This is a genomic window from Sorangium sp. So ce406, from assembly GCF_051474675.1.
Taxonomy (GTDB): Bacteria; Myxococcota_A; Polyangia; order Polyangiales; family Polyangiaceae; genus Sorangium; species Sorangium cellulosum_G.
This window is the reverse complement of sequence record NZ_CP150340.1, coordinates 1,166,624-1,185,884: the sequence shown is the minus strand read 5'-3', so window position 1 is coordinate 1,185,884 and position 19,261 is coordinate 1,166,624. Positions and strand designations below refer to the sequence as shown.

Genomic DNA, 19,261 nt, shown 5'->3' with positions numbered 1-19,261 from the left:
AAGGGGCGCGCCGCGGGGAGCGGCGCGCCGGGATAGCGGTCAGTTGCAGGGGCCGATCTCGGTCCACTCGGCGGGGCACCAGGAGGCCGGGTTGCTCGGCGGGCAGCTCGGGTGCGACCACCCGATGTGCCATTTCGCGGAGTACAGCTTGCCGCCGTCGGTGACCTGGGTCGAGGGCGGGTAGGCCTGCGCCGGCGCCCACACGAGCGCGCCGCCGCAGTCGTTCCCGCCGCCGCCGTCAGACGCCGTGCAGGCCTCCCAGGTCGCCGGCGACGCGGTGAGGTTCTTGTTCTGGTAGACGTAGGGCGCGGCGTCGTGGAACGACCAGGTGCTCGCGCCCGTCATGGTCTGCCAGGCGCCCGAGGTCGTCTTCACCTCCTGGCGGATCATCTTGATGGGCGCCTCGCAGGAGAACTGCGGCTCGGTGTACTCCGGGCCGACGTCGCGGAAATGCTCGATGTCGTGCGCGTACATCTCGACGGTCGAGCGGGCGTCCTGCGCGAGGAACTGCCACCCAGCGCCATCCTTCATGTCGACATAGAGGCAGATCTGGGCGCCGTTCACGTCGGCGACGCGCGCGGGCGTGCACCACTCGTACTTGAAGGCGACGCGCTGCCCGGGCTGGAGCGAGCTGAGCGCGCCTTCGCAGAGGCTCCCGCCGTCCCAGGTGCCGAGGGCGCAGCTCGGGTGGTTCCCCGTGATGCCGTTGTCATCTGCGAAGTAGTAGACGTGCCAGCCGCTCGGGTTGTGGTAGATGCCCGACTCGAGGTTGAAGTACCACTGCCCCACGGCGGCCCAGGCCTCGCTCGCGTTCAGGAGCACGGGGACCTCCCATTCGATGATCCAGCCGCGGGTCTGCTGGACGTCGCCCGTGTAGCGGCTCGTGAGATCATAAGTTCCGAGCAGGCTGGCCTCCCCGAGGCTCTCCGCCTCGTCCTGCGCTCCGGCGGTGCAGGCGGCGGCGCCGACGGCTCCGAGGAGCAGGAGCGCGGCGCCGGCGCACGACCGCGCGGCGCGCGACGGACGACGAGGGTGGGGCTGCATCGACACGGCGTTCTTCATGACCATGAGACACTCCTGGCAAAGCACGTCCGTTCACGCCTGCGCGGAGAAGGCCGGCGTGCGTGGCGGAACCTGCGATTGACGTGCATCGGCGAGCGCGCCCCGGCGGCCTCCGCGAAGAGGCCCCGTCAAACGACGCTCCGATGAGCGCTCGTGCGCTCGGCGTGGCGCGCGCCGCAGACGGACGTCTGCGACGCCGCACGCCGCTGGTCCTCTGAATGCCGGCCGCCTCCGCTCGCCTTCACGGAATCGTCCGCGACCGGTCGATTTTTCCGTCCGGGTGCCGGGCTCCTTGGGCACAGCCGGCGTCGCTCCGGAGCCGCATCGACGCCACAAGAGCACCACATACGGCGCGAGCTGTGGCACTTTGCCACAGCTCGCGCGGCCGCCCGCTGCCCGAGATCCGCGAAGTTCGGCCGCGTGAGCGCTTTGTCCAGCGGACACAGCTTGGGCACGCTTGCTGCCGTTGAGCTCGGGATGTCGACCGAACACGAGCCGCGCGACGCAATCCACGCGAGACCCCGCGCGGCCGCGCCAGCGGTCGGGCCTTACGTGGTGGGGATCGGCGCTTCGGCGGGGGGGCTCGAGGCGCTCGAGCGCTTCTTCGACAACATCCCGAAGGAGAGCGGGATGGCCTTCGTCGTGGTCCAGCACCTGTCGCCGGACTTCAGGAGCCTGATGGACGAGATCCTCGGGCGCCGCACCGAGCTGCCCATTCACCTCGTCGAGGACGGCATGCTGGTCGAGCCCGACCACGTTTACCTGATCCCGCCGAAGAAGGAGATGATCATCTCCGGCGGTCGCCTGCTCCTCAGCGAGAGGGATCCCGACCAGGAGCTCGCGCTGCCCATCGACGTGTTCTTCCGATCCCTCGCGCAGGACTGCGGTACGCGGGCGATCGCCGTGGTCCTCTCCGGGGGCGGGAGCGACGGCTCACGCGGGATCCGCGCGGTCCACGAGGCGGGCGGCCTTGTCGTCGTGCAGGACGTCGACAGCGCGCAGTTCGACGGGATGCCGAAGACCGCGCGTGACGCCGGCGTCGCCGACTGCGTCGCGCCTCCCCAGGACATGCCGCGCGTCCTCCTCGAGCACGTGAGGTCCGAGGGGCGTCGGCCGGAGCGGCACGCGGCCGGCGTCGATCAGGCGATGGCCGGGGTCTACCAGATGCTCGAGGAGCAGTTCGGCATCGACTTCACGCACTACAAACCGAGCACCGTCACCCGGCGAATCGAGCGACGGATCCAGCTCGCGCATACGGACGACATCGACCAGTACGTCAGGCGGCTGAAGAGCGAGTCGAGTGAGCTCGACGTGCTCTACCGCGACCTCCTCATCGGCGTGACGCGGTTCTTCCGGAACGAGGAGGCGTTCGGCATCCTCGAGGAGCAGGTGCTCCCCGCGCTCCTGCGGGAGGGGCCCGGCGACGCGCCGTTCCGCGTGTGGGTCGCCGGCTGCGCGACGGGCGAAGAGGTCTATTCGCTCGCCATCCTCCTCCACGAGCTCACGTCCCGGAGCGGCCACCGCCCGTTCAAGATCTTCGCGACCGACGTGCACCACGGGTCGCTCGAGCTCGCGACGCGCGGGCTCTACGAGGAAGAGGCGGTGGTGAACGTCTCGCCCGAGCGCCTCGAGCGGCATTTCATCCGGCGCGGACGCAGCTACCAGATCGTCCCCGATCTGCGCCAGGCGGTCGTCTTCGCGCACCACAACGTGATCAAGGACGCGCCGTTCACGCGCGTCGACTTCATCAGCTGCCGCAACATGCTCATCTACCTCCAGCCGGCGGCGCAGCAGAAGGTCCTGAGCCTCTTTCATTTCGCGCTCAACCGCGGGGGCGTCGTCCTCCTCGGGCCCAGCGAGACCCCGGGGCACCTCGCGCACGACTTCGAGGTCGTCAACAAGCAGTGGCGGATCTACCGGAAGTACAGCGACCGGCGGATGCAGGTCGATCCGCGCTTTCAGCCGGCGTCGCCCAAGGGCCAGAGCGCTCCGCGCTCCGGGATCACCGCGCCCGCCGCGCGCCACCCGCTGACGCATCTGCTCGGCACCTACGACGCGCTGCTCGACGAGTTCATGCCTCCGAGCCTCCTCGTGAACGACGCGGGCGAGCTCGTCCACGCGTTCGGCGGGGCGAGCCGCTTCCTGAAGGTCAAGGATGGCCGACAGGGGCTCAACGCGTTCGAGATGCTGGATTGCGATCTCAAGATGATGCTGACGGCGGGCCTCCAGCGCGCCCTCAAGGAGCCCTCGGCGATCGTGTTCAAGGGGGTGCGCGCGGAGGGCGGCGTGTACAAGGTCACGATCCGCCGGGTCGAGAGCCGGCGAGGCTCCTTGCCCCACGTGCTGATCACCTTCGACGCGCTGGAGGGGGCGCCGCGGCGGGCGGCGATGCCGGAGAAGGAGATCAACCTCGACGACGTCTCGCGCGAGCAGCTCAGCGCGCTCGAGGCGGAGCTCGTTTACACGAAGCAGAGCCTGCAGGCGACGACGGAGCAGCTCGAGGCGAGCAACGAGGAGCTGCAGGCGGCGAACGAGGAGCTCCTCGCCTCCAACGAGGAGCTGCAGAGCACGAACGAGGAGCTCCAGAGCGTCAACGAGGAGCTCTACTCGGTGAACGCGGAGTACCAGCGGAAGATCGCCGATCTCACCGAGCTCGGAAACGACATGGAGAACCTCCTGTCGAGCACGGACATCGGCACGATCTTCCTCGACAAGGAGCTCAAGATCAGGAAATTCACGCCGCAGATCGCGGAGAGCTTCAACCTGCTCTTGCAGGACGTCGGCCGGCCGATCGAGACGTTCACGTACGCTGTCGACCACCCGGAGCTCACCGAGGATCTCAGGCGCGTGCTCGCGACGGGGGAGCGCGTGGAGCGCGAGCTGCGCGATCGGCACAATCGCTCGTTCTTCCTTCGCATCCTCCCCTACCGCGCCAAGGGCACCGTCGCGGGGGTCGTGCTCACGCTGATCGACGTGAGCGGCCTCAAGGCGGCGGAGGACGCGCTCTTCCACGAGCGCTATCTCTTGAACAGCCTGCTGCTCAGCGTGCCCGACGCGATCTATTTCAAGGATGCGCGCGGCCGGTTCATCCGCACGAACCACGCCATGGCGGAGCGCCTCGGCCTCTCCGACCCGCGCGAAGCCGCGGGCAAGACGGGCTTCGAGCTCCCGGGGCACCAGGCGGCGCTCGCCGCTCACCAGCAGGACGAGGTGGTGCTGCGGACCGGCGAGGCGCAGCACTACAAGCTCGAGAAGCGCCTGCGGCAGGATGGGGTCGTGGAGTGGGACCTCGTCACGCGGCTCCCGCTCATCGATGCCGCGCGACACATCGTGGGCATCATCGGGATCTTCCGCAGCGTCACCGAGCAAAAGCGGTCGGAGGAGCAGATCAAGGACGCCGTACGGAGGCGCGACGAGTTCCTCGCCATGCTGTCGCACGAGCTCCGCAACCCGCTCGGCGCGATCGTCCACGCCACGGCGCTGCTCAAGGAAGACAGCGCCGCGTCGAACGGCGCTTCCGGGCACGACGAGAGCGTCTTGCAGATCCTGGAGCGTCAGTCCGCGCAGATGGCGCGCTTGCTCGACGATCTGCTGGAGGCGAGCCGCGTCACGCAGAACAAGATCGAGCTTCGAAAGCGCGTGCTCGACCTCAACTCCGTGGTGAAGGACGCCACCGACGCGGTCAAGAACCTCATGGACAGGCGCGGAGTCCATTTCTCGGCGGCGGTCGATCCCGAGCCGATCTGGGTCGAGGGCGACCCGGCGCGGCTCCAGCAGGTCCAGGTGAACCTGCTCAACAACGCTGCGAAGTACACTCCGCGGGGCGGCCATGTCGCCCTCGAGGCCAGGCGCGTGGACGGACACGCCGTCATCCGCGTGAGGGACGACGGCGTCGGGATCCCGAAGGAGATGCTCGACACCGTGTTCGAGCTCTTCGTGCAATCGAGCCGCACGCTGGACCGGTCGGCGGGAGGGCTCGGCCTGGGGCTCACGCTCGTCCGGGGCCTCGTCGAGAAGCACGGCGGCACCGTGAGCGCGCGGAGCGACGGAGAGGGCAAAGGTAGCGAGTTCGAGGTGCGGCTGCCGATCACCGAGCGGGCGTACGAGAAGGAGACGGCACGCGGGTCGCTCCTCAGGAGGTTTCCCAAGGGATCACGGGTCGTCGTCGTGGAGGACAACGCCGACGGCCGCGAGGCGCTCTGCGCGCTCCTGAAGCGCGCCGGGTTCGAGTGCCATTCGACGGACCACGGGATCTCGGGGATCGAGCTCATGGATGCGGTGCGCCCGCACATCGCCATCGTGGACATCGGGCTGCCGGGGATCGACGGCCTGGAGTTCGCGCGCCGCGTTCGCGAGAGGCGCCAGCACAAGGACGTCTATCTGATCGCGCTCACCGGCTACGGGCAGCAGAACGACCGCGAGAAGGCGCGCGAAGCCGGGTTCGACGAGCACCTCGTGAAGCCCGTCGACCTCGCCACGCTCAAGCGGCTGCTCGCCGACGGAGAGCCGGCGACCGGCGAGAGCTGCGCCTGACGCGCTCGCCCCCGTGGGTGCTCCTGGCGGCGCCCGGCTACACCGGGTCGACCGCTCTCCCCGCCAGCAGCCCCTCCACCCGCCCCACCAGCTCCGCCGGATCGACCGGCTTGGCCAGCACGCGCCCCCCGTGCGCCGCCAGGAAGCGCCGGCTCACCTCGCTCGTCCCGCCCCCCGTCATGAACAGCACCCTCTCCGCGAGCGCCGGCAGCGCCGCCTCCATCCACTCGAGCAGCTCGATGCCCGTGCCCTCCTGCATCACGATATCGCAGAGCACCACATCGAAGTCCGCGTCCAGCTGGAGCGTGCGCTGCGCCTGCGCCCCCGAGCCCACGCACACGACCTCGTGCGCCGTCCCCAGGATCCCCCGCAGGGCGCGCAAGATGAGCGGCTCGTCGTCCACGATCAGGATCCGGCCGCGCCGCGCCGCCCCCTCGTCGCGCGCCGGCGCGGGCAGCGCCGCCGGCTCCTCGCTCGCCCACACGGGCAGCCGGATGCGGACGCAGGTGCCCACGCCGACCTTGCTGCTGATCCCGATGCTCCCGCCGCACGACTCGACGATGCTCCGGCAGATCGCGAGCCCGAGCCCCGTCCCCTCCCCCGCGCGCTTCGTCGTGAAGAACGGCTCGAACAGCCGGTGCAGGTGCTCCTCGGCCACCCCGCAGCCCGAGTCCACGATCTCGGCGATGACCTCGCGGTCCTGCTCGCGGGTGCGCACCTCGACCAGGTTGTCGGCTGCGCGCCCCTCCCGCATGGAGTGCGCCGCGTTGATGAGCAGGTTCACGAACACCTGCGTCAAACGGCCCTCCGCCCCGCCCACGCGGGAGACCGGGGCGAGCTCGCGCACGACCCGCGCGCGGTGCTTCATCTGCGCGTGAACGATGTTGAGCGCGCTCTCGATCACCGCATTGACGTCCGTCGGCCCGATCGCCTCGTTGGCCTCCCCGCGCGCGAACACCCCGAGATCCCGCACGATGTGCATCACCCGCGCCGCGCCGTGGCACGCGTCCGCGAGCGGCTGGCCGAGCCGCTCGGTGGGAGCGCCGGTGTCGGCGAGGCGCTTTATCTCGCGAGCGAGCAGCTCCAGGTTCGCCACCACGTACGCGAGCGGGTTGTTGATCTCGTGGGCCACGCCCGCCGCGAGCTGGCCCACCGCGGCGAGCCGCTCGCTGCGCTCGAGATGGAGCCTCAGCTCCTCGGCCCGGCGCCGCCCGGTCACGTCGCGCAGCAGCGCCATCCTCGCCGGCCGACCCTGCCAGTCCACGTCGACCCAGCGGACGTCGAGGACGACCGGGAAGCCGCCCAGATCGAGCGTCGTCTCCCCCGCCCCGAGCGCCACCGGGCAGCCCCGCCCGCGGACGAGGCGCCCGTCGCCCAGGAGCCCCTCCGCGGCCGGGTTCGCGAACAGCACCGTCCCGCCAGGCTCCAGCACGACCACCCCGTCGGCGCTCCGCGCGATGAGCTGGTGCAGGTTGGCCTCGTTCTCCCTCGCCTCCGCCATGGTCCGCGCGAGCTGCGTCACGAGCTGCTGGCGGCTGACCGCGTGGCGGATCGCGCGCCACAGCGCGTCGGCGTCGAGCCTGCGCTTCACCAGGTAGTCCTGCACCGAGGCGCCCAGCGCACGCTCGGCCAGGCCGACATCGTCATGGCCCGTGAGCACCACGATGGGCACATGGGGATCCACGTCCCGAACGCGCTCGACCACCTCGAGGCCCTCGCCGTCCGGCAAACCGAGGTCCAGGAGAACGACGTCCCACCCCTCCCTCACGCGGGCGAGCCCCGCCGCGAGCGTCTCCGCGTGCGCGAGCTCGGCGCGCTGCCACGGCACGGCGTCGAGGTGGCTTTGCACGATCGAGGCCGCAATGGCGCTGTCCTCGATCAGCAAGAGGCGAAAGCACGGGGCCGGCGGAGCCCGGCCGGGTTCTGCGGACATGGATCACCCCCCCAAGGTCAAGGAGACCCAGAGGCTTTCCCTGAAGTCAAGCCTCCTCGGCATCCGACGACCGGCGGCGCCATCAGAGATATAGTCGCCCGGAATGGAGTTCCTCCCCATTCCAAGGATACCGCGCCGCGGCGCGAGCGACGGACGCGGTCCTCGAGGGAGATCCACGGCGCGCCTCGTCATGGTCTCGGCGGTGCTCGCCGGCGGCGCGGTCGCGCGCGCGCAGCCGACGGCTGCGCCCTTGCAGCTCGAGTATCGCGCGGCGGCTGGATGCCCGACGGAGGCCGACTTTCGTGAGCGCGTCGTCGCGCGCCTCCGCCGGCCCCTCGGGGAGGCGGACGCGGCGAACGCGTACGTCGTGACCATCGAGAAGAGCGATCGCCGGTTCACCGGGCGCCTCGGCGTCCGCGCGGCGGATGGGGCGGCGTCCGACCGCGATGTCTCGGGGGATACCTGCGATGATGTCGTCGCCGCGCTCGCGGTGGTGACCGCGCTCGCCATCGGCGCCCGCGCCGCGGATGCGCCCGCCACGGTCGCCGCCCCCGCGGCATCCGCCTCCGCGAGCGCCGCCGCCGTGCCGCCCGCGCCGGCCGGTGATGAGCGGCCGCCCGCGCCGGCCGGTGGTGAGCGGCCGCCCGCGCCCGCACTCCCGCCCCCGCCCCCGCCCGCAACGGACGCCGCGACGCGCCTGACGCTCGGCGCGCAGCTCCTTTACGGCGCGATGGTCGGCCCGCGAGCCTTCGGCGCGCGCCTCTTCGCCGAGCCCCCGGTCGGCGCGATGGGCCGCGACATCGGCCCGCTGCGCTTCCACGCCGACCTCGAGGTGTCCTCGGACATCCCCGCGGCGGGCGGCTCGGCGTCGTTCCGGCTCGCGGCCGTCGCCGCCGACGCGTGCCCGTTCGGCGCGGCGTACGGCGCCCTGCGCCTGGCCCCCTGCGCGCGCGTCGAGGGCGGCCTGCTCTCGGCGAGCCGTCGCGGCGACGCCCCCGTGCGCACCGCAGCGCGCGGGTGGCTCGCGCTCGCCCTGCCGGTGCGCGCGCGGCTGCTGCTCTCTGGCCCGCTCGTGCTGGACGCCGAGGCCGGGATCCGCATGCCGCTGCTGCGCGACGGCCTCCTCGTCGAGGGCGCCGACGTCGCCGCCCCGCGGCCGATCGAGGGCATCTCCGCGATCGGGCTCGGGTGGACGATTCCGTGATCCAGGCGCCCGCCTCCGGACATGGCGCCGGTAGACCATGATCAGCGCGACCCGAGCCAGCCCCCCTGCACGCGCGGAAGCGGCGCGCGACACGGCCGTGACCGGGCCCGCAGAGGGCGCCGGGCGCGGCGCGACGTCGCCCTCCGCGGAGCGCTACCGCGCGCTGGTCGACGCGTATTTCGACTTCACCTGGCGCTCGCTGCGCGGGCTCGGCGTGCCCGCCGCGGCCGCCGACGACGCCGCGCAGCACGTCTTCCTGATCGCGCACCAGAAGCTCGGTGAGATCGCGCCCGGTCGCGAGCGCTCGTTCCTCTTCGGGACGGCGATGGGGGTCGCGGCGAACGCGCGCCGCGCCGGGGCGCGCCGGCGCGAGCGCTGCGACGACGACGCGATGGCGGCCGCGGCCGACGGCGCGCCGAACCCGGAGCAGCTCATGGAGATGAAGCAGGCGCGCGCGCTGCTCGACGAGGTGCTCGACGCGATGGAGGACGACCTCCGCGTCGTCTTCGTCCTCTTCGAGCTCGAGGGCGTCCCGACGGAGGAGATCGCCGCGATGCTCGGGCTCGCGAGGGGCACCGTGGCGTCTCGCCTCCGGCGGGCGCGCGAGGCGTTTCACGCCATCGTGAAGCGCGCCCAGGCGAGAGCGATGCACAGGGGAGGCAAGCGATGACCGATCCGAAGCCGCTCGGAGAGCTCGGGGACGAAGAGACGACCGAGCTCGAGCGAGCGCTCCTCCGCTCGTGGAAGCACGAGTCGCCGTCCGCGTCGGCGCGGGCGCGCGCGCTCGCCATCGCCGGGCTCGCCGCGGGGACGAGCGCCGCCCCTGACGCGCACGCCGCGCCCGCGCCGAAGGCGGCCGCGGGCAAGCTGCTGACGCTCGCGAAGTGGGGCCTCGGGGCGGTGATCGGCGCCGGCCTCCTCGGCGCGGGCGTCGCGCTCCTCCGTCCGCCGGCGCCTCCCTCCGCGGCGGCCCCCCCGAGCGAGCCGCCGGCTGCGACCGCGCCGCCCGTCGCCGATGAGCCGCCGGCCGCGAGCGCGCAGCCCGTCGCGCCCGCACCGGCGCCCTCGGGGCCCGTGACGCGCGCGCCGATCCCGCTCCAGGCGAGCGCCTCGCCGAGCCCGGCGCCCGCCGCCGCCGCGAGCCCTCCGCGCGCGAAGGGCGCCGCGTCGCGCGCGCGGTCCGCGCCGGTCGCGCCGGCCGACGCGCTCGGCGAGCAGGTCGCCATGATCGATCGTGCGCGTGACGCCCTCGGCGCCGGCGACGCGGCGGGGTGCCTCGCCGCGCTCGACGCCCACGACGAGAGGTTCCCTCGGAGCGCGATGGGGGAGGAGGCCACCGTGCTCCGCATCGAGGCGCTGATCCGCCTCGGCGATCGGGCCCGCGCGGCCGATCTGGGCCAGCGATTCCTCGCCTCGCGCCCCACGAGCCCGCACGCCGCGGGCGTGCGCGCGCTCCTCGGCGCGACGACGGACAGGTGATCACGGCGTGAACCTGCTTTGAAGGGCCCTCCAGAGGGGGATTGGCGTGCTCGGTTCGTCGAAGGTGTCGAGTGCAGTCGACACGAGAGGATCCAACAGAGAGGCTTCCTATGGTCTGGTCGTCGTGGTCCACGCGCCGCGCGCGGAGGGCAGTCATGGTGGGATTGGCGGCGGCGTGCCTGTCGCTGCCGGGGAGCGCCGCCGCGCAGGGGGCGATCGCCCCGGCGTGGGAGGAGACCGAGCGTCCGGAGGACATCGCCCAGCGGCGCGAGCGCGCCGCGCTCCTGGCGACGCACTTCCACGACGCGACGAGGCTTCATTCCTCCGGAAAGGCGCTGCCCATCCTCTTCGGCGGTCTCGGCGCGGCGAGCCTCGCGGCGGTGGGCCTGTCCGGAGACCTCGATATGCCGCTGCGCATCGCCTGGGCCTCCGGGTCCGCGACGATGCTCGCCGGGGGCCTCGTCGGGTTCGCTGCGCCGGAGGCCTACCGGCGAGGCACCATGGCGACGGCCGGGCTGCTCTCGCAAGGGTCCCTCTGGCTCGGGTTCGCGCTCCTCGACAGCGACATGCTCCCGAGGATGACGCCTGTCGCCCTCTCGGCGGGATATTACGTATCCGGCGCGCTCTCCGGTCTGAACCTGGCGCTGTCCGACTACACGCCGGTCTCCCGGCTCCGCGCCGACCACGCGCTGGTGGCGACGCCCGCGTGGCGCGCGCGGCTGTCCGGCGCGCAGGTCGCCGGCATCGAGCGGGATCTGCTGGGCACCGCGCCGGCGATCCCGAGCTGGGCCATCCACCTCCCGGTCGCGCTCGGCGGGGTCGCCGCTGCGTTGCCCGCGCTCGACTCCGACCTGCCGGACGCACAGCGCTTCACGGGCGTGACGACCGGCTTGCTCACGTGCGTGTGGTCGGTTGCCATGCTGGATGTCGACCATCCGGCGCAGTCCTACCTGCAGGACCTGCGCCGGGCAGGCCTGAGCCTCGCGCCGTCGGGCCCCGAGGGCGCCGCGGGCCTCACGGTCTCGGGCGAGTTCTGATGGGTTGTCGCCCGAGCGCCCGCCGCGCGCGGACGATGGGCTGCGCAGGAGGCGACCTGCGTAGGCCGCGCTCCACCCGTAGGTGGCTCGGCCTCGACCGAAATGCGGTCTACGGGACCGACGGGGCCGGGCCCCCGACCTGCACATGCGGCTCCAGGATCTCGTACTCGAACCACCGCTGCTGCGTGGCCTCACGGAAGGTCGGGATCGATAGCCAGAGGCGCTCTGGACCGAGCTCGCACGGGAGCGATCGCAGCTGCTCCGCGAGCCAGGCTCGCTTCGGGTTCGGGTTCCTGCGGCGCGGCGGCCCGCTGGTCACGAGATCGAGGAGGAGCTCGAGGGTACGGCGATGATCGTGGACCCTCGTGACGCGCAGGAGCACGAGATCAGGCGAGAATCCATGCTCGTGTCCCCAGAAGCAGTCGTCCGGCGACAGCGCCGAGCCCATGACGCTGAGGCGACCATCGGCCTTGTCCACGATCACGCCACACGAGCCGACATACCCGACGCGGAAAAACCAGTACCCGCCTCGATCGACGACGGCCTCGTCGAACCAGACTGCCCCGTGCTGGGCCGCGTAGGCCTGAACGGCTCGGTGAGCTTGCTCCAGTGTCACCATCAAAATCGACTCGGGCTGCACGACCGCTCGACCCTCCTCGGTACTGCTGTCATGCCGTGTCAGCCAGGCGCTCGCTGTGCCGCTCCCGCAGAGATCGCCTCCGCGAGCGCCGAACGCATCTGGCTCACCACGTCGTCACGCGTCTGCTCGATCGCTCCCTGGGCAGCGAGGTCGAGGGCATCCCACGCCCACCAGGCAACCTCACCAAGCGCCGGATCGTCAAGGTCTCCCGAGATCGCGAGATGATACAACGAGCGGGCTATATGCTCAGCGCGCTCAGGATGTTCGGCCAGAGCACCGCGCAACATCTCCAGCACCCGCAGGCGCGCGAGCTTCACATCGGGTACGCCAGGCACCGCGCGCAGATAGACTGCAAGGTCTCGCGGGTATTTCCTGGAACACAAGGCGAGCTCGCAGAATGACCAGTGCGGATGATCCACCTCCTGGATCACCTCCAGCGCCCAGTTGACGACGTCGTCGACGGAAGCGGCGCCCACGTCGAGCGCGATCAGGAACGCTTCGGCCTGAGTTCTACGCAAATCCACGGCTTCTGCTCCGTCCAGCACTCTGGAATTGGTCAGATCAGCCATGTCACCGCCCTCGGCCTTCTGCCTCTGCGAGGGAGCGCGGTCGCTGGCGGCGACCAGCGACGACGTCATCGATCAGCTTCAGCAGGCCACGCGTGATGGTGTCGCCGGGATCGAGGGAGAGCGCAGAGGTCGCCTCGGCGAGCGCGCCCTCGACGTCTCCCGTCAGCAGGAGGGTCAGGGCCAGGTTGCAGTGCAGCCCGGCATCACCGGGCCGAAGCTCGACCGCGCGTCGAGCGATCGGCAGGGCGTCGTGCGCACGATCGAGCTCCAGGTAGGCGGCGCCGAGCTCGCGGCATCCGTCCGCCTGCTCGGGATCGATCGCGTGCGCGCGCTGAAGGGCCGCCAGCGCAGCCTCCATGTCGCCCGATCGCATCTCGACCTTCCCGAGAAGCCAGAGGGTCGCGAACGTGCCCTTTCGCTCGGCAGCCTGTCGGAGCAGCGCCCGGGCCTGCTTCAGAGCGCCTCGCTGCGCCGCTGCCAGGGGCCTCGACGGTGGTTCGAGCACGAGATCTCCGGTCATCTCGGCAGCCCGGGAGAAGAGCGCCTTTCCGTCGCGGAGATCGGTCGCGAGCGTCTCCGCGTCGGCGCGGACCGACGCGGGAAGCGCCGGGTCGCTGAGGAGCCCATCCAGCACCTCGAGCGCGTCGCGCTCCTTGCCGTTGAGGGCAAGGGTCCGCGCCAGCGGAACGCGCACCCCTGGGATGCGGCGTTCGGGGTCGGCCGCCACCGCGCGCCGAAACCAGGCTTCGGCCTCGGACCGATGGCGTTCCCTCCCTTCCGGATCGACGGCGGCCTCGGCGCGCGCAAACGAGAGCAGACCCAGATCGGCATAGCCAGGCGCGTAGCCCGGCCATGAGCCGATGATCCGCCGGAGCCAGAACTCCGCGTCGTCGAACTGCCCACTCGACGCGTGCGCGGTCGCCTCCCGCCCATACTGCACCGATTCCTCGGCGCTGATGAACCGCGGCATCGCCGACCATCCGCACCCCCGGCACATCCACCCATCGACGGCCAGCGGGTACTTTCGCCAGATCTCGACCTGAGCACCACCCCCCGCGGTCGTGAACACGACCTGGCGGAGCGGCTCGCCGCACCGCTCGCATGCCGACATCTCCCTGCGGCCAGGCTCTCCTGGCTCCTGCGGAAACTCCATCGCACGACGGAGATCCCGCAGGACGACTCGGTCCTCCTCGAACGCGACGTCTCCGGTGCTCTTGTGAAGGCCGAGCGCAGCGAGAGCGCGGTTCCAGAGCGAGGTCAATGAGAGCATGACGGAGTGTCTCGGCGACGGTGCTCGATGGGGGCAACGAAGGGAGAGGAGGGAGTGGACTTGTTACCTCTGTCCGCGCGGCGCGGCAAGATGGCGCGCTCTTCGCGTCTCAGTCGCCGCCCTCGAGACAGGTACGGATCAGCGCCTCCAGCAGGCGGCGGCCTTGCGGCTCGTTCAGCACCTCGATGCCGAGCACGTTGTCGACCATGTAGATCCCCGCGAGCACGCCGAGGACGGCGATCGCGCGCGACCGCCCCGTCGCGCCGCCGAGCTCGCGCGCGAGCGGCTCCACGAACTCGCCCTCCAGCGCGCGCGACAGCGGCAAGCGCACCTCGGCGCTCGTCACGCGAGCGCCCGGACCTCGCGCAGCACCGCCTCGACGTCCGCCTCCGAGTTGAGCAGGCTCGGCGCCACGCGGGCATGGCGCGTCGCATACGGCGCCGTCGACGCGATGATCTTCCGCTCGCGGAGCCTGCCCACGACGGCCGCCGTCGACATCCCCGCGACCTCGAAGCAGACGAGCCCCGCGGAGATCGCGTCGTCGATCGGCGTGTGCAGCGTGACGTGCTTCATCGCCCGGAGCCCCTCCTTGCACTGCCGGTTCAGCGCGTGGATCCGGGCCGCGACCCTGGCCTTGCCGATGCGCCGGTGGAACGCGAACGCCGCGGGCAGCGCCCAGCGGTGCTCGAAGGCGTGGAATCCTCCGGGAGACATCATGTTCGCCGTGGTGGGCGGCGCCGGCTGCCCCCGGAGCCAGGCGCCGTATCCCTCCTGGCCGAAGTGCGGAATGCTCGGGCGCAGCATCGGCCAGAGCTCGGCCCGGCCCCAGAGCACGCCCGTGCCCCGCGGCCCGAAGATCCATTTGTGACAGCCGGCCGAGAAGAAGTCGCAGCCGAGGTCGGCCATCGTGACGTCCTCGACCCCGAAGCCGTGCACGCCGTCCACGCAGCAGACGACGCGATCCCCCGGCGCCCGCCCCTGGTTCGCCCGGGCGACGACCTCGGCGATGGCGCGCACCGGCGTCTTGACCCCCGAGCCCGAGTGAACCCACGTGATCGCCACGACCCGCGTGGCCGGGGTGACCGCCGCCTCGATCGCCCCCGCCATCTCCGTCGCCGTCGCGGCGCTGCTCCGCTCATACAGCGCGATCTTCCGCACCGTGGCGCCCGTCCGCTCCGCCGCGAACCGGAGCGACTCGTGCGTGGCGTAGTGATCGTGCACCGTCGTGAGCACCTCGTCGCCCGCCCGGAGCGGCAACCCGAGGTACAGCGAGGCGAGCCCCATCGTGGTGCTGCCCGTGAGCGCGATCTCGTCGGCCCGCGCGCCCATGTACGCCGCGGCCGCCTCGCGCACCGGCGCCGCGTCCTCGTGCGCGTCGAGCGCGTGCGCCGGGTTGTCGTCGAGCTCCCTCCGCAGCGCCTCGATCGCCTCGCGGACGGGCCGCGGGTGCGAGGCGAGCAGGAAGCTCGTCATGTGGATCCACGCCGGCGACACCTCGAACTCGTCCCGGACGCCCTGCCACGCGTCGAGCCGCGGGCGCGGGCGCGCCTGCGGCCGAGCGCTCACGGCGGTCGCCGTCCCCGAGGCCGCGCACCCCGCGGCGCCGAGCGCGAGCAGGCCCTCCAGCAAGCTTCGCCTGGGTAGCTTCGTCATTCTGCGTCTCTTCCCTTCCTGCCGGGCGCAGCCCCTCCGGAACCGCAGGATGGCCCGCCTGGCGCGCGCCGCGCCTCCGCGAGCAGGGGAGCCTCCCCCTCCCACGCCCCGCGCAGCCCGCGGAGTATGCACGGCGGCCGACGACGAGCATAAGTATTCGAAAAGAAACGTATTTTCGCGATGGTGGGCGGATCGCAGCCGGTCCGCTGTGTCGGCGCAATCCCGTCGCGCGGCGCGCGCCGGACAATCCGGATCACCACGGCTCTCTCTGCGCGGCGCGCCCCTCGAGGGGGGCCGTTCGCCGGAGCGCAGGACGGGCTCCTCCGGCTGCCGCAGCGCGCCGCCGTGGCGTCAGCGGATCAGGTACCTGCCGAGGAACGCCTCCGCCTCGTCGGCGAGCGTACCGACCTCGACGGGGATGCCGGCGGCGCGCAGCATCGCGACCCCGCGGCCGAGGTTCCTGGGATCGCTGTCGATCACGGCCACGAACACCGCGCCGATGCGCCGCTGGATCAGGGCCCGCGCGCACGACGGCGTGCGGCCGAAGAACGAGCAGGGCTCCAGCGTCACGAACGCCGCGCAGTCGGAGAGATCGCCGGGGAGGCTCGCCAGCGCCATCGCCTCGGCGTGGTGGCAGCCGGGCGCCTGCGTGAACCCCTCCGCGACGATGTTCGCGCCGCGCACCACGACGCAGCCCACCGGCGGGTTGGGTCGACAGCGCGGGAGCGCCCCGCGCGACACCTCCAGCGCCCGCGCCATGAAGCGCCGCTTCTCGGCCTCGGCGAACGAGCGCCGCGCGCCCCGCGCGGGCAACGGCTCCGCGGCCAGCGCGCTCACGGCGCCGGGCTCGGGTACCGGGCGTGGATCTGGTCGATCTCGGCGAGCACGTCCTTGCCGAGCACCACGCTCGCGCTCTTCAGGTTCTCCTCGAGCTGATCGAGCGTCGTCGCCCCGATGATCGTGCTCGCCACGAACCAGCGGCTCCGCACGAAGGCGAGCGCGAGCGACGCCGGGGTCAGCCCGTGCGCGCGCGCCAGCTTGACGTACGCCTGCACCGCCTCGTCCACGTTGGGCTTCCGGTAGCGCTGCCCGAACGTCTCGAACAGGGCGAGCCGCGAGCCCGGCGGGGGTCCGCCCAGGTACTTGCCCGTGAGCAGCCCGAAGGCGAGCGGGCTGTAGGCCAGGAGCGGCACGTCCTCGCGGCGCGACGCCTCCGCGAGGGCCGCGTCGAACGTGCGGTTGATCAGGCTGTAGGCGTTCTGGATCGACACCGGCTTCGGCAGCCCCAGGTGCTCCGCCACGCGGCTGAACTGCGTCACCCCCCAGGCTGTCTCGTTGCTGAGCCCGATATACCGGACCTTGCCGTCGCGGATCACCTCCGCGAACGCCGCGAGCTGCTCCGCGATCGGCGTGCTCGACCGCTCGTTCGCCGGATCGTAGACGGTCGCGCCGAACTGCGGGACGTACCGATCGGGCCAGTGGATCTGGTAGAGATCGATGTAATCGGTCCTGAGGCGCCGCAGGCTGTCCTCGACCGCGCGCCGGACGTTCGCGCGGTTGACCGCGAGGGAGCCGTCGCGGACCCAGGGAATGGGCCGGCCGGGCCCCGCGATCTTTGTCGCGAGGACGACCTTGTCGCGCGGCCGCTGGCTCAGCCACTCGCCGATGTAGCTCTCCGTGCGGCCCTGCGTCTCGGCGCGGGTCGGCACGGGATACATCTCGGCCGCGTCGACGAAGTTGATCCCGGCCTCGAACGCGCGATCGAGCTGCGCTCTGGCGTCCTCGAGCGTGTTCTGCTCGCCGAACGTCATCGTCCCAAGGCAGAGCTCCGAGACCCGGAGCTCGCTGTCACCCAGTTGTCGGTAGTGCATCGCTGTTCCGTCCGTTGATCGCCAGGTACCACGGCGCGGCGCACATGTCTACCATAACGGACGACGCATCTCCCATAACGGACACTCTCCCGGGGGCCAGGTGGTCTCGCCCGGGTCGGGCGGCTACGCGCTGGCCGCGCTGCGATGCCCCTCGCGCCGCGCTCGCGCGCTACGGCGGCGGCCAGCGGACGCCGAGGCCCTGGTGCGGCGAGTCGGCGCTCAGGCGAACGTCGTCCGCGGGGGGCGGCAGCGGGCGCCACACGTCGGGGTGCTTGTCTGGCTGCTTGCCCTGGTTCTCCGCGAGCGCCTCGTAGAGCGCGCCCTGGTGGACGACGAAGGCTCCCTCCGGGTAGACCACGGCGCGCTCGTCCGGGCTGAGCGTCGCGCGGTCGGTCCACCACTCCAGAAGGCGGTAGTTCTCGTCGAGGGCGGCCCCCATGAAGTCGCGGAAGCGCACCCGAGGCACGGCGACGTTCGGGTTGTCCGCGGCGGTCACGCTGTCGAAGAGCCACTTGATGAACGGATAGGGCCCGTCCACCTGGTTGTCCTGGAGGACGTGCGGGTTGGGCGCGTTGCTGCCCACGCCGAACACCTGCACGGGCTCCTCCGTGTCGGGATACACCTCGCCATAGTTGAAGTGGAAGCCCAGGAACGTGTTGCGCTCGAAGCGGATCGTGGCGCCGGTGTCCACCGCGTGCGTGTACACGCCGGTGAGCGAGGTGTCGGCAAAGTAGTTGTCCGTGAACGAGATCGTGTCCCCGGCGGCGCGCGGGTCCTGGTCCACGCGCGTCGGGAACAGCTCGACGAAGAGGTCGCCCGTCCCGATCACGATGTTGTGGTGGAAGCTCGAGCTGCCGTAGCGCTGGCCGTATTGCACGTTGCCGTCCTGGTAATGGTCGAACGCCGACCGCCACCGGGCCGCCCCCGGCCCGAGGACGTTATGGTGGATCTCGCAGTCCGAGCCGAGCTGACCGACCTGCAGCGCCTCGGTGCCCGCGCGGAGGAAGCGGTTGTCGTACACCTCGAGGCGCTCGAACGCGTGCTGCGGCTGCGCCTGGGTGCTGCCGAAGTAGATCCCCTCCGATCCCACGTCGTGCACATACAGGTCGTGGATCTTCACGTTGCGCATCGTGGCCTGCCCGTCGTCGTCGGTCTTGGCCACGACCCCGGCGAACTCGGCGCGCGCGACCTCGATCGTATCCAGCTCGAAATCCGACGCGCCGCCGCCGATCGCCAGCCCTGACAGGCCCTCCTTGCTGAACCCGTCGTCGATGAAGATGCCGTAGGTCCCCTGGCTGTGGGCGAAGGCGCCCTCGGCGTGCCCGCGGAACCCCTCGTCTCCGGTCCGCGAGACGGGATCGTAGCGGCCGGTCAAGATCCAGCCCTTTCCGCCCTTCAACACGAACAGGTAGTTGGCGGCGTCGCCGCCGATCTTCACCTGGCCGCCGAGGTTCGTGATCACGAGCGGTCGCTCCGCGCTGCGCTCGGGCAGCCCACCGAGCAGGATGCTCCGGTATTCCCCGGCCGGGATGTAGAGCCGGTCGAGCGCGCTCCAGTCGACCTCCGGGAAGGACTCGGTCAGATCGGGATACGCGATCGCGGGGCGCTCGCCCTCCTTCGGCGCGGGCTCCGGCAGCGTGAAGGTGGTGGCGGCCTGGCCGAAGCGCCCGTAGGTCGGCACGCCGGGCGTCTCCCCACCTGCCCCGCCGGCGCCCGGGCCTGCGCCTCCACCGCCGCCCGATCCCGGGCCTGCGCCTCCAGGGCCGCCGCTGCCCGCAGGCGAGGGCTCCGCGCCGCCGCAGGCGCACGTCATCAGGGCGACGAGGACGGCTCCGATCTGCAGGAAGTGCCGCATGCGCCGGAGAATACGCCATCGGCCGGCCGCGCCGCGCCGAAAGTCGCGCGTCCCGACGCGCCGACGCAGGTGCGCGCCGGTGTTCCCCCATGCTGCCCGACCACCGGATGCCTCCGGCAACGCTTCGCGTTGTGGCTCGTCCGGGCATCGGACCC

15 protein-coding genes are annotated in these 19,261 nt (G+C 71.7%); 5 read left to right on the top strand and 10 right to left on the bottom strand.

The features are described from left to right. Window positions 1-39: 39 nt before the first annotated feature. A complete protein-coding gene (locus tag WME96_RS04400; protein ID WP_437288924.1) occupies window positions 40-1,068 on the bottom strand; it encodes a hypothetical protein in 1,029 nt (342 codons plus the stop codon). Window positions 1,069-1,539: 471 nt separating this feature from the next. Here WME96_RS04400 and WME96_RS04395 point away from each other — a divergent pair, with 471 nt between their 5' ends. After that, entirely contained in the window at window positions 1,540-5,595 is a 4,056-nt protein-coding gene (locus tag WME96_RS04395) for a chemotaxis protein CheB (protein ID WP_437288923.1), read from the top strand. Window positions 5,596-5,632: 37 nt separating this feature from the next. On the opposite strand, the gene WME96_RS04390 is transcribed toward WME96_RS04395, so the two are convergent. Next, on the bottom strand, window positions 5,633-7,528 hold the full coding sequence (locus WME96_RS04390) for a response regulator (RefSeq protein WP_437288922.1): 1,896 nt from the start codon (window positions 7,526-7,528) through the stop codon (window positions 5,633-5,635). 190 nt (window positions 7,529-7,718) lie between these two features. Here WME96_RS04390 and WME96_RS04385 point away from each other — a divergent pair, with 190 nt between their 5' ends. The 4 genes from WME96_RS04385 to WME96_RS04370 all read left to right on the top strand — a co-directional run bounded on the left by WME96_RS04385 (window position 7,719) and on the right by WME96_RS04370 (window position 11,248). Then, window positions 7,719-8,732, top strand: coding sequence for a hypothetical protein (locus tag WME96_RS04385; RefSeq protein WP_437288921.1), 1,014 nt, complete (start codon window positions 7,719-7,721; stop codon window positions 8,730-8,732). 97 nt (window positions 8,733-8,829) lie between these two features. Continuing rightward, window positions 8,830-9,402, top strand: a complete 573-nt coding sequence (locus WME96_RS04380) for an RNA polymerase sigma factor (RefSeq protein ID WP_437288920.1) — start codon at window positions 8,830-8,832, stop codon at window positions 9,400-9,402. Next, window positions 9,399-10,211: a hypothetical protein gene (locus WME96_RS04375; protein ID WP_437288919.1), complete on the top strand. Its 813-nt coding sequence runs from the start codon at window positions 9,399-9,401 to the stop codon at window positions 10,209-10,211. The genes WME96_RS04380 and WME96_RS04375 overlap by 4 nt, the downstream gene beginning before the upstream one ends. Window positions 10,212-10,366: 155 nt before the next feature. Continuing rightward, complete coding sequence (locus WME96_RS04370; protein WP_437288918.1) at window positions 10,367-11,248, top strand: hypothetical protein; 882 nt, start codon at window positions 10,367-10,369, stop codon at window positions 11,246-11,248. A 109-nt stretch (window positions 11,249-11,357) separates the two neighbouring features. On the opposite strand, the gene WME96_RS04365 is transcribed toward WME96_RS04370, so the two are convergent. The 8 genes from WME96_RS04365 to WME96_RS04330 form a co-directional block, all read right to left on the bottom strand. Continuing rightward, window positions 11,358-11,867 (bottom strand): hypothetical protein, encoded by a 510-nt coding sequence (locus tag WME96_RS04365; protein ID WP_437288917.1) that lies wholly within the window; start codon window positions 11,865-11,867, stop codon window positions 11,358-11,360. 59 nt (window positions 11,868-11,926) lie between these two features. Further along, on the bottom strand, window positions 11,927-12,457 hold the full coding sequence (locus WME96_RS04360; protein ID WP_437288916.1) for a hypothetical protein: 531 nt from the start codon (window positions 12,455-12,457) through the stop codon (window positions 11,927-11,929). A 1-nt stretch (window position 12,458) separates the two neighbouring features. Further along, window positions 12,459-13,427: a tetratricopeptide repeat protein gene (locus tag WME96_RS04355; protein ID WP_437288915.1), complete on the bottom strand. Its 969-nt coding sequence runs from the start codon at window positions 13,425-13,427 to the stop codon at window positions 12,459-12,461. A gap of 409 nt (window positions 13,428-13,836) precedes the next feature. Then, window positions 13,837-14,073, bottom strand: coding sequence for a hypothetical protein (locus tag WME96_RS04350; protein WP_437288914.1), 237 nt, complete (start codon window positions 14,071-14,073; stop codon window positions 13,837-13,839). Next, complete coding sequence (locus tag WME96_RS04345; protein WP_437288913.1) at window positions 14,070-15,380, bottom strand: aminotransferase class V-fold PLP-dependent enzyme; 1,311 nt, start codon at window positions 15,378-15,380, stop codon at window positions 14,070-14,072. The genes WME96_RS04350 and WME96_RS04345 overlap by 4 nt, the downstream gene beginning before the upstream one ends. 351 nt (window positions 15,381-15,731) lie before the next feature. Then, window positions 15,732-16,139 (bottom strand): bifunctional diaminohydroxyphosphoribosylaminopyrimidine deaminase/5-amino-6-(5-phosphoribosylamino)uracil reductase RibD, encoded by a 408-nt coding sequence (locus WME96_RS04340; RefSeq protein WP_437292272.1) that lies wholly within the window; start codon window positions 16,137-16,139, stop codon window positions 15,732-15,734. A gap of 74 nt (window positions 16,140-16,213) precedes the next feature. Next, complete coding sequence (locus tag WME96_RS04335; RefSeq protein ID WP_437288912.1) at window positions 16,214-17,251, bottom strand: NADP(H)-dependent aldo-keto reductase; 1,038 nt, start codon at window positions 17,249-17,251, stop codon at window positions 16,214-16,216. 169 nt (window positions 17,252-17,420) lie between these two features. Beyond that, window positions 17,421-19,106: a right-handed parallel beta-helix repeat-containing protein gene (locus tag WME96_RS04330; protein ID WP_437288911.1), complete on the bottom strand. Its 1,686-nt coding sequence runs from the start codon at window positions 19,104-19,106 to the stop codon at window positions 17,421-17,423. Between the last annotated feature and the right edge of the window lie 155 nt (window positions 19,107-19,261).

Excerpts from the sequence above, each read along its gene's own strand:
- WME96_RS04400 (WP_437288924.1), bottom strand. The coding sequence starts at position 1,068 with ATGGTCATGAAGAACGCCGTGTCGATGCAGCCCCACCCTCGTCGTCCG.
- WME96_RS04395 (WP_437288923.1), top strand. The coding sequence starts at position 1,540 with ATGTCGACCGAACACGAGCCGCGCGACGCAATCCACGCGAGACCCCGC.
- WME96_RS04390 (WP_437288922.1), bottom strand. The coding sequence starts at position 7,528 with ATGTCCGCAGAACCCGGCCGGGCTCCGCCGGCCCCGTGCTTTCGCCTC.
- WME96_RS04385 (WP_437288921.1), top strand. The coding sequence starts at position 7,719 with ATGGTCTCGGCGGTGCTCGCCGGCGGCGCGGTCGCGCGCGCGCAGCCG.
- WME96_RS04375 (WP_437288919.1), top strand. The coding sequence starts at position 9,399 with ATGACCGATCCGAAGCCGCTCGGAGAGCTCGGGGACGAAGAGACGACC.
- WME96_RS04370 (WP_437288918.1), top strand. The coding sequence starts at position 10,367 with ATGGTGGGATTGGCGGCGGCGTGCCTGTCGCTGCCGGGGAGCGCCGCC.
- WME96_RS04365 (WP_437288917.1), bottom strand. The coding sequence starts at position 11,867 with ATGGTGACACTGGAGCAAGCTCACCGAGCCGTTCAGGCCTACGCGGCC.
- WME96_RS04360 (WP_437288916.1), bottom strand. The coding sequence starts at position 12,457 with ATGGCTGATCTGACCAATTCCAGAGTGCTGGACGGAGCAGAAGCCGTG.
- WME96_RS04355 (WP_437288915.1), bottom strand. The coding sequence starts at position 13,427 with ATGCCGCGGTTCATCAGCGCCGAGGAATCGGTGCAGTATGGGCGGGAG.
- WME96_RS04345 (WP_437288913.1), bottom strand. The coding sequence starts at position 15,380 with ATGACGAAGCTACCCAGGCGAAGCTTGCTGGAGGGCCTGCTCGCGCTC.
- WME96_RS04340 (WP_437292272.1), bottom strand. The coding sequence starts at position 16,139 with ATGGCGCGGGCGCTGGAGGTGTCGCGCGGGGCGCTCCCGCGCTGTCGA.
- WME96_RS04335 (WP_437288912.1), bottom strand. The coding sequence starts at position 17,251 with ATGCACTACCGACAACTGGGTGACAGCGAGCTCCGGGTCTCGGAGCTC.
- WME96_RS04330 (WP_437288911.1), bottom strand. The coding sequence starts at position 19,106 with ATGCGGCACTTCCTGCAGATCGGAGCCGTCCTCGTCGCCCTGATGACG.